The organism is Desemzia sp. FAM 23988, from assembly GCF_045528365.1.
Lineage (GTDB): Bacteria > Bacillota > Bacilli > Lactobacillales > Carnobacteriaceae > Desemzia.
In genome coordinates this window covers 103,767-113,363 of the sequence record NZ_JBGQQS010000009.1, presented here as the reverse complement: position 1 = coordinate 113,363, position 9,597 = coordinate 103,767, and the positions used below count along the sequence as shown (strand labels likewise).

Genomic DNA, 9,597 nt, shown 5'->3' with positions numbered 1-9,597 from the left:
CACCAACTAACTAATGCGCCGCGGGTCCATCTACAAGTGACAGCCGAAGCCGTCTTTCTTCCCAATGCCAGGAGGCATTAAGATCTATGCGGTATTAGCATCCGTTTCCGAATGTTATCCCCCGCTTATAGGTAGGTTACCCACGTGTTACTCACCCGTCCGCCACTCTTCTTTCTCGGTGCAAGCACCGATAGAAAGCGTTCGACTTGCATGTATTAGGCACGCCGCCAGCGTTCGTCCTGAGCCAGGATCAAACTCTCATAAAAGTTGCAGACCGAAGTCTGCTTGTTTTAATGATGCTTGTAGCTCATTAATTGATTGCTAGCGAATAATTATTCACTAATTTGTTTGTTTTGGCACTTGCCAAAACTTCCTTACACGTTTGGTTCGTCTTACTTTGTTTAGTTTTCAAAGGTCTAATTTCGTTTGCGTTGTCACTGTGACAACTTCTTAATATTACCAGGCGACCGAAGCATTGTCAACATTTTTTTAAAAGTTTTTTTGCATCTTTATTCAAAAAATATTTATGCAAGCGCTCCATCGACTCCATTAATATTATCACGTCGCTTAACTTTAAGTCAACAACTTTTTATTGAAAAATTTACAATCGACTAACAGTGTTGTAAACCTTGTTTTTGCGACATCAATTACTATAACAACTTTTTGTTTTCTGGTCAACAAAAAAATGCTTTTTTTTATTAACGCGTATAATAATTATTCAAAAAGGCAAAATGGTTTGGTTTTCACAAGGTTCTTCTATCTCAAATACTTAAATTCAATGAAATATAAAAGTAGCAAAGTTCGCTTTTTTATATTAGTGGATAATGGTAAAGATTAAAATCTGCTTTTTCTATACCCGTATCATGGTCTTTAATTCTCTTTACGAATGAAAACCCTGACTCTTGATACAAGTTATTTAAATACTCTTTTTCTGCCATACAATCTAATCGTATACCTTTGGTTTGTTTTTTTGCTGCTATATGTTTAGCTTCTTCTATCATCTGCAAAGCAATAGCAGTGCCAGCATACTTACGCACGATATTAACTCGATGTAAATAAAGCCACTCTTCATCGGGAGTATGTCCCCACATTTCTTTATCCCAGTTGCTTTGTTTGTTCCATAGAATAAACATACCCGCTACATGATTGTCCAGCGTGGCATAATATACTTCTCCCCGTTCAATAGCTAATGGAGTATTGTGGTTATCTTTGCCCTCTAATAGTTCGCTCCACTGAGTGGAGCCTATAGATTTTAACCATTGTGCTGTCTGCATTAAAATTCCCTGAATAAGAGACGCGTCATTTGATGTTGCTTGGTGGATAACTATTTGAGATTCCATGTTTTGCCTTCTTTCTTAGTAAAGATAAAATAAAAACGCTGTTTGAAGCCATTCAATCAGAAAATTTCTTTTCTCCACGATTGAACGGCTAAACAACGGTTAGAATTACACTAAGGATTATAGACGGTTATTTAATTCTTTTCCTAACTCTTCAAATCCTGGTTTACCTAACAATGCAAACATATTTTTCTTGTAAGCTTCTACTCCTGGTTGGTCAAATGGATTTACGCCATTTAGGTAACCAGAAACACCTACAGCGATTTCGAAGAAGTACATCAAGTAGCCTAATGTATATTCGTCAATTTCTGGAATAGTGATCACAAAGTTTGGAACATCTCCATCGGTGTGGGCTAATAAAGTTCCTTGGAAAGCTTTTGTGTTCACGAAGTCGATTTCTTTTCCTTGTAAATAGCCTAAGCCATCTAAATCTTCTTCGCTTTCTGGAATAGTCATTCCTTTTTTAGTTTTTTCAACTTTGATAACCGTTTCAAAAATATTACGAGAACCTTCTTGAATGAATTGTCCTAATGAATGCAAGTCAGTAGAGAAGTTGGCACTTGAAGGGTAGATACCTTTTTGGTCTTTTCCTTCTGATTCTCCAAATAACTGTTTCCACCATTCTGAAAAGTATTGCAAGCTTGGTTCGTAATTGATCAATAACTCAGTTACTTTTCCTTTGCGATATAATACGTTACGTAATGCTGCATATTGGTAAGCTTCATTTTCTTCTAGTTTATCACTAGAGTATGCTTCGCTGGCATCTGCTGCACCTTTCATCAACGCATCGATATCTGCTCCACTTACTGCGATTGGCAATAAACCTACAGCAGTTAACACAGAGAAACGTCCTCCAACATCGTCAGGAATGACGAAAGTTTCATACCCTTGTGCGTCGGCTTCTCCTTTTAAAGAACCTTTAGCTTTATCAGTTGTTGCGTAGATTCTTTCTTTAGCGCCTTCTTCTCCATATTTCTTGATTAATAATTCTTTAAACACACGGAAAGCGATAGCAGGTTCTGTAGTTGTTCCAGATTTCGAAATCATATTAACTGAAAAATCACGGTCTCCGATAACTTCTACTAAATCATTTAAATAAGTTGAGCTGATACTGTTTCCTGCAAAGAAAATTTGCGGAGCTTTACGTTCATCTTTACCTAGTAAATTGTAGAAAGTGTGATTTAAGAAATCCAATGCAGCTTTAGCTCCTAAGTAAGAACCGCCGATCCCTAGTACAACTAATACTTCAGACTCATTTTGGATTTTTTTAGCAGCTTCTTTAATACGAGCAAATTCTTCTTTGTCGTAATCTTTCGGCAAGTTGACCCATCCTAGATAGTCGCTACCTGCGCCAGTTCCGTTACGCAGCATGTCGTCAGCTGTTGAAACTTGTTGTTGCAAATTAGTCAGTTCATGTTCTTGAATGAATTTGCTGATTGTTGAATAATCAAATTGAATATGACTCATTTTTCAATAACCTCCATAAGTATGTATTGTGGTTTATTGCTTGTTTAATACTCTTTTACTTTAGATGTTTTGCCTGAAAAAAGCAAGAAAAAACAGCACTTTCATCATTAAAAATGAAAACGCTGTTGTCGTATTGTTATTTCATTGATTGAAAATGGGAACCCCAGATATATCCATGTCTTCTAACGTTTCAATTAAAGTGTCAGAAGGCATCCAAGCGTAGTGAGTCGAGTTCTCTTTCAAAAGTTCATTGAGTTCTGTAAATTTTTTATTTAACGCAAACACAAAAAGAGGTATACGAGAATCATTTACAACAGAATTTGTTAGTTCGTATAAGTCTAATGCTGAACCTTCAATATCAAGAATCGTTTTTAATTCATCAATCATACACGCCAGCCCAGTTTTATTATCACAAATAGGTGTAGTTGGCAGTTCGTATGATTCCTCTTGATTTTTTACCAAAAAAACATATTTCCCATTAAACGCTTGAGCCATTACAGTACCGGCTACCATTTGTGCTTCAGTCATGCATATACCCCTCTCAAGAATTATCCATAGTAACAAATATTCTCTACTATAACGAATACACTATTGCCTAGAGTTGATCTGGTTCTTTTCATCTTCTTTAGCCTGTTTAATCCATTTAGGCAAGGTTTCTTTGATACTTTGAAACCCTATTTTGCCTTTTTTAGCATAGTGGCGTTTTTTCTTAGGATAGTAAACAAATGTTTGAGGGTCTTCCAAGGTTCTGAGGGATAAGCTGATTTTTTTGGTGTATTCATCAATGTCAATGATCATCACTTCAAGTTCTTCTCCAACGGTTAACAATTCATCTACTTCTTTAACATAACCATGTCGGCATTCAGAGATATGAATCAAACCTTGAGTTTCTTCATCTAAAGAAACAAATGCACCATAAGGTTGAATCCCAGTTACTTGGCCTTTTGTAACCATACCGATTTTATATTCCATCCTAACACCTCGCTTTACAGAATTAATCCACTGTGTTCATTACGCTCTTATTATAGCACCATCCATAAATAATTTGTACCATTTTGAAAATGACTTCGTTTTCAAAACAATTTGTTATTTTATTTATTGAACAAAAGAGGCTATTCTAGCCTTTTTTCTTTACCTGTTGTTCACAAAACATTTTAAGAGTTTACACTTTTCATCAATAAACCACAGAAAAAAGGCCACCGCTTTATTCAGTAGCCCCCTTATTGTTATGAAATCAATTCATTTGTCCTGCTGCCAGCATCAAGCTTCCTGTAATCCCTGCATTATCTCCTAATCCAGGAGCAACAATGTATTCTTCCAAATCTGGAACTTGGACGTAACCATTCATCAATTCAGTAAATTTTTGACGAACTAATGGGTATAACTGTTCTTGTTTCATGACCCCTCCGCCTAGCACGATACGTTCTGGAGAAAGAATTAACGTATAATTCATCAAAGCCTGTGCTAAATAATAAGCTTCCATCTCCCACACTTCTTCTTGATCTGCAAGCAAATGTCCCTTTTTACCAAATCTGCCTTCAATGGCCGGGCCTGCAGCGATTCCTTCAAGACAATCTCCATGATACGGACAAGTCCCTTTATAATTCTCATCAGGATGTAAACGAACGGGAATATGCCCCATTTCAGGGTGACCATAACCTTCTAATAGTTCTCCATTGATTACAGCTCCGCCGCCGATTCCCGTACCGACCGTTAGATAGATACAACTAGTTAGTCCTTTGGCTGCTCCCATTTTTATTTCTCCTAAAGCAGCAGCATTGACATCTGTTGTCCAGCCTATCGGTATAGGATATCTTTTTTTCACAACGCCTAGGAAATCGTAGTACTTCCAAGCAGTTTTTGGTGTAGATGTAATATAACCATATGTATCTGAATTACGGTTGACATCGATCGGTCCAAATGAACCGATACCGATAGCACTTACTTCGTATTGATCAAAAAAAGCAAACACTTTGGTCAGAGTTTCTTCAGGTGTTGTAGTCGGTATACTCACTCTATCTTTGATAGTAAATTCTGAGTCGCTCACTGCACAGACAAATTTAGTCCCGCCAGCTTCAATTGCTCCAAACATATTCTTCATCCTTTCAAAATCGAATTACCTCCTCATTATAACAAACTCTATCTAAAAAAAGAATTCGTTTTCATAATGAATCGAACAAAAAACCTCCGCCTAGGTTATAGACGGAAGTTTTTCGGATTAAACAAATTCAATGGCTTCAATAACAACATCGTTTACAGGTTTGTCTTGGAATCCACGTTGAACCCCTTGGATATCATTCGCTACATCCATACCATCAATAACTTGACCAAAAACCGTATGACGTTGGTCTAACCAGGGTGTTCCACCGTTATTTTTATATTCTTCAACAATTTCTGCTGGATAGCCGGCTGCTTCTAGTTGGGCCACCATGTTTGCAGGTGTGCTTGATGCCGTTACGATGAAGAATTGACTTCCATTCGTATTTGGACCAGCATTTGCCATGGACAACGCTCCGTTGATGTTGAAAGCTTCAGTAGAAAATTCATCTTCAAATGAATCTCCCCATAAACTTTCTCCGCCCATACCGCTTCCAGTTGGGTCTCCACCTTGAATCATGAAATCAGGAATAACACGGTGGAAAACAATTCCGTTGTAATAGCCTTTTTCTGCTAAGCCTACAAAGTTTTCAACTGTTTTTGGAGCAATTTCCGGAAATAATTTAATCGTAATGTCTCCCATATTTGTACGAATAACGGCTTTCCTTTCGTTTTCTGCCACTTCTTTTGACAATTGAGTATATGTGCTCATTTTTCATCCTCCTATATTGCGCTACTAGCTGCATAAGTCTTTTCTTTCTTTACACAGTTTTCATGATAACGAATCTTTTTTATGATTGCCACTATTATTTTCCTTACATCCATCTTATTCTTCAAAACCGTCTGCAAAATTCTATTAAGCATCTTTAGAGAACAGTGAAAAAACAAAACTTTTTTAAGCAGCTTTCGTATAGTTCATGGTATGATAAAAACAGCTTTATATTTTATTTTCTAAAGGAAGGAACAACCATCATGTTCTCAAATTATCCACTTATAGCAGCATTTACTGCTATTGTATTTGCACAAATTATTAAAATACCTGTGGCTTATCTGCTAAAGAGAAAAACCTCGCTAGCTTTAGCTACTTCTACAGGTGGAATGCCTAGTTCTCATTCAGCTGCTGTTTCCTCATTGATTACAGCTCTTGCTTTGGAACACGGTATTGACTCTCCTTTAGTTGCCATTGCTAGTACATTTGGAGTCATAGTTATGTTTGATTCTATGGGAGTTCGTAGACAAAGCGGAGAACAAGGTATCTTATTAAATGAACTGATTATTGAATTTACTCGTTTGCGTGAAAAAGTTTGGAACTTATCACAAGATGCAACGACTGAAAAGTTTAACAAAGAACAGAAAGAGCGTCACTTGAAAGAATATTTAGGGCATAAACCGATCGAAGTATTCTTTGGAATCTTAACAGGTATTGGTGTAGCGTATGTCACTCAAGCCCTGTTTAATCATTAATTGAATTGAACACCTGGAGTACCATACACTTTGTGTTATACTTATTCGGAAAGTACAGCAATGAATTGTTGGAGGGTTAATGTTGGAATCAATGAATGAAATATATGATATTACCATTATTGGCGGTGGGCCTGTGGGTATGTTTGCGGCTTTTTACGGTGGTATGAGAAATGCTAAAGTAAAAATTATCGATAGTCTGCCTCAACTCGGCGGTCAAGTTTCGATGTTGTATCCTGAAAAAGATATCTATGACATCCCAGTACTGCCGGTCATCACAGGTGAAGAACTGATCTCAAATTTGACTGTCCAAAACTCCCGCTTCGATCAAACCGTTTGTTTAGATGAAGAAGTGTTGGATGTCGTGAAAAATGATGACGAGATTTTTAAACTGACTACTAACAAGGGAAAACACTATTCTAAAGCCGTTATTATAGCTGCTGGGAACGGGGCTTTTCAACCTAGAAAACTAGAGATCGATGATGCAGAGAAATACGAGCGCAAAACACTACATTACTATGTCAACAACATCGAGCAATTTAAAGACCGAAATGTAGTCATTTGCGGTGGCGGAGATTCTGCGGTAGATTGGGCATTAACGCTTGAGCCGATTGCTAAAAAAGTTTATTTGGTCCATCGTCGAAATAAGTTCCGAGCTCTTGAGCACAGCATTTCTTTATTGGAGAAATCTAGTGTTGAGCTTCTTACGCCATTTGTACCGGTTGCACTTTCTGGAAATCATCACCAACTAGACGCTGTCACCCTCAAGGAAGTACGCAGCGATAACGAAAAAGAAATCGAAGTGGATGACTTTTTAGTCAATTATGGTTTCACCTCTTCTATCGGCCCGATGAAAAAGTGGGGGTTTGAAGTTTCCCGTAATGAAATTCCGGTAAATACAAAAATGGAAACGACCATTCCTGGTATTTACGCTATCGGTGATATTTGTACCTATGAGGGTAAAATCAAATTGATCGCTACTGGATTTGGCGAAGGTCCGACAGCCATCAATAACGCTATGAGTTATATCAATCCAGATGAACGCGTACAACCGATGCACAGCACAAGTTTGTTTTAATCGTTTATCTATTTATCTTGAAAGAGCTTTAGAAGCCGAAAACTTTTAAAGCTCTTTTTGCTTATCGTTTTATCATTTTCCTTTTTTATAGGTATAATAGGAATAGAGTTATTTCAAATGGAGGGATAAGTATGGTAAAAGATGAAAATTTAATGCACAAAACTGCGGTAGATTTGCTGCATGAACGTGGTGTCCGCGAAGAGGATATTGCTGAGCTTGTTCTATTTTTACAAAATAAATATATTGAAGATTTGAGTTTAGAGGAATGCTTGATACATGTTAAATCGGTATTGAAAAAGCGCGAAGTTCAAAATACGATTTTAACCGGTATCCAATTAGACATACTAGCAGAGAAAAAACAATTGATGCATCCACTTCAAGAGATCATCACAGATGATGAAGGGTTATTCGGTATTGATGAGATATTGGCGTTGTCCATTGTAAATGTATATGGATCGATTGGTTTCACCAACTATGGTTACATTGATAAAGTAAAACCAGGAATCTTAGAAAAACTGAATAGTCATGAAGGCAATGAGGTTCATACTTTCTTAGATGACATTGTTGGAGCCATAGCAGCTTCAGCAGCTAGTCGCTTAGCCCATGATAATCCCTCTAAATCTGAGATCACGAAATAAAATTCTGTTGCTTTACCAAGCGGAAGCTTCACTGCTCGTAACAATAGCAGTGAAGCTTTTTTACTTTAACCAAAAAGAACGAATCCAGGAGACATAAATTCTGGATTCGTTCTTTTTCAATTTTTTTATTTAAACGCCGTTTTCTTCGCATAAAAGTATACACTTGTAATCAACAGTTCTATCAGGACAAATGCCAAGATAAAACAGTGCATAAAAAAGGCTTCCGGCAGTGCCATAATGATGGGATCGGTAGAGGGATTAAAGATCCAGGCATCATTGTTAAAAAACAATTGATGGAACAGCACAAACAACTGGTCGAAATTTGCAGCAATCAAAAACAGAATGATCAGCGGTGCAACTATTCCCCACATAAATGGTCTCAGCAATACCCAATTTCTTTTACTGTGTTTCAAATAACGCAAATAGAAAAATGAAGCAATAGTTGTCACAATCAAAATACCATAATCCAGCAAAAACAATCGTTTTACTTCATAAAAATGAAAAAGCCCACTTTCAGAACTTGGAAAATCAGGCATATTCAATTCATTTATCCATGGTTTATTCAAATAATCTAGCAACATACGGTAGTTCTCCATGATAATGTCTTTAGACAAACCAACCCGCTCAGGAATATTGAAGTAGTCGACATCAAATGAATACAGCGGTGTAAAATTGATTGTAACCATAATAGCAAAAGAGATAATCCATAAAAAAATAGTCGCGAACCCTAAAAAATCAAGTGGTCTGTTTTTCATCAAATATCCCACTCTCTTAAAGAGTTGAGAGTATATGTGGGTTGCACAGAGACATCAGCCAAATCTTCACGATTAGTAAAACCCGTTAGGACCAGCAATGTATCAATATCACTATTGATTCCGGCCAGAATATCTGTCTCATAGTTGTCTCCAACCATCAGCACATCTTGAGCAGGAAGATCCAATAGTTTCAACGCTTCTTCCATAATAATCGTTTCCGGTTTTCCAACAAAAGTCGGCTCAACTCTTGTGGCTGTTGTCAGTAATGCCGCTAATGAACCAGCCCCTGGAACAAGTCCCTTTTCTGTAGGCAGATTAGTGTCTTTATTTGTAACGATGTACTGAGCACCTTTCCGTATCGCTAAAGTTGCGATTTTGAATTTCTCATAAGTTGCTGTTTCATCCAACCCTAAGACAACGTAATCTGGGTCATTTAGGTCTTCCACAAATCCTTTGTTTCTCAATGCTTGTTTTAACCCTTCTTCGCCAATAACGAATACTTTGTTCCCATTGTCTAAAGATTTCAAATAATCAGCTGTTGCTAAAGAACTCGTGTAGACTTCGTTTGGAAATGCCTTAATCCCGAAATTCTCTTGCAAATTTTTTGCTGCGGATTCAGGTGTCTTCGTTGAATTATTCGTCAAAAATAAAAAAGGAATCTTTTTATCTCGTAATTGTTGAATAAACAACGGTGCTTCCGGTATTGGCTCTTTTCCTTTATACATTGTTCCATCTAAGTCAATCAAATAGCCTTTATAGTTCAC

11 protein-coding genes and 1 rRNA gene are annotated in these 9,597 nt (G+C 37.2%); 3 read left to right on the top strand and 9 right to left on the bottom strand.

Going from position 1 to position 9,597, the window contains the following annotated elements; genetic code table 11:
- The 7 genes from ACEN4L_RS07115 to ACEN4L_RS07085 all read right to left on the bottom strand — a co-directional run.
- Positions 1 to 266, bottom strand: a 16S ribosomal RNA gene (locus ACEN4L_RS07115); the annotation flags it as partial.
- Between the two features lie 543 nt (positions 267 to 809).
- Positions 810 to 1,340, bottom strand: a complete 531-nt coding sequence (locus tag ACEN4L_RS07110) for a GNAT family N-acetyltransferase (RefSeq protein WP_407096836.1) — start codon at positions 1,338 to 1,340, stop codon at positions 810 to 812.
- A 117-nt stretch (positions 1,341 to 1,457) separates the two neighbouring features.
- A complete protein-coding gene (locus tag ACEN4L_RS07105; protein ID WP_407096837.1) occupies positions 1,458 to 2,804 on the bottom strand; it encodes a glucose-6-phosphate isomerase in 1,347 nt (448 codons plus the stop codon).
- 141 nt (positions 2,805 to 2,945) lie between these two features.
- Positions 2,946 to 3,332 (bottom strand): hypothetical protein, encoded by a 387-nt coding sequence (locus ACEN4L_RS07100; RefSeq protein ID WP_407096838.1) that lies wholly within the window; start codon positions 3,330 to 3,332, stop codon positions 2,946 to 2,948.
- 60 nt (positions 3,333 to 3,392) lie between these two features.
- Positions 3,393 to 3,776: a CvfD/Ygs/GSP13 family RNA-binding post-transcriptional regulator gene (locus tag ACEN4L_RS07095; RefSeq protein ID WP_407096839.1), complete on the bottom strand. Its 384-nt coding sequence runs from the start codon at positions 3,774 to 3,776 to the stop codon at positions 3,393 to 3,395.
- Between the two features lie 262 nt (positions 3,777 to 4,038).
- On the bottom strand, positions 4,039 to 4,905 hold the full coding sequence (locus ACEN4L_RS07090; protein ID WP_407096840.1) for an ROK family protein: 867 nt from the start codon (positions 4,903 to 4,905) through the stop codon (positions 4,039 to 4,041).
- A gap of 117 nt (positions 4,906 to 5,022) precedes the next feature.
- On the bottom strand, positions 5,023 to 5,613 hold the full coding sequence (locus tag ACEN4L_RS07085) for a peptidylprolyl isomerase (RefSeq protein WP_407096841.1): 591 nt from the start codon (positions 5,611 to 5,613) through the stop codon (positions 5,023 to 5,025).
- 260 nt (positions 5,614 to 5,873) lie between these two features.
- Here ACEN4L_RS07085 and ACEN4L_RS07080 point away from each other — a divergent pair, with 260 nt between their 5' ends.
- The 3 genes from ACEN4L_RS07080 to ACEN4L_RS07070 all read left to right on the top strand — a co-directional run bounded on the left by ACEN4L_RS07080 (position 5,874) and on the right by ACEN4L_RS07070 (position 8,078).
- Positions 5,874 to 6,365, top strand: coding sequence for a divergent PAP2 family protein (locus ACEN4L_RS07080; RefSeq protein WP_407096842.1), 492 nt, complete (start codon positions 5,874 to 5,876; stop codon positions 6,363 to 6,365).
- 91 nt (positions 6,366 to 6,456) lie between these two features.
- Positions 6,457 to 7,440: an NAD(P)/FAD-dependent oxidoreductase gene (locus ACEN4L_RS07075; RefSeq protein ID WP_407096902.1), complete on the top strand. Its 984-nt coding sequence runs from the start codon at positions 6,457 to 6,459 to the stop codon at positions 7,438 to 7,440.
- Between the two features lie 131 nt (positions 7,441 to 7,571).
- Entirely contained in the window at positions 7,572 to 8,078 is a 507-nt protein-coding gene (locus tag ACEN4L_RS07070; protein ID WP_407096843.1) for a phosphatidylglycerophosphatase A, read from the top strand.
- A gap of 125 nt (positions 8,079 to 8,203) precedes the next feature.
- Here ACEN4L_RS07070 and ACEN4L_RS07065 read toward each other — a convergent pair whose 3' ends face one another.
- On the bottom strand, positions 8,204 to 8,833 hold the full coding sequence (locus ACEN4L_RS07065) for a TIGR01906 family membrane protein (RefSeq protein ID WP_407096844.1): 630 nt from the start codon (positions 8,831 to 8,833) through the stop codon (positions 8,204 to 8,206).
- The gene (locus tag ACEN4L_RS07060) at positions 8,833 to 9,597 is read right to left on the bottom strand and encodes a TIGR01457 family HAD-type hydrolase (protein WP_407096845.1); all 765 of its coding nucleotides are present in this window, start codon (positions 9,595 to 9,597) and stop codon (positions 8,833 to 8,835) included. The genes ACEN4L_RS07065 and ACEN4L_RS07060 overlap by 1 nt, the downstream gene beginning before the upstream one ends.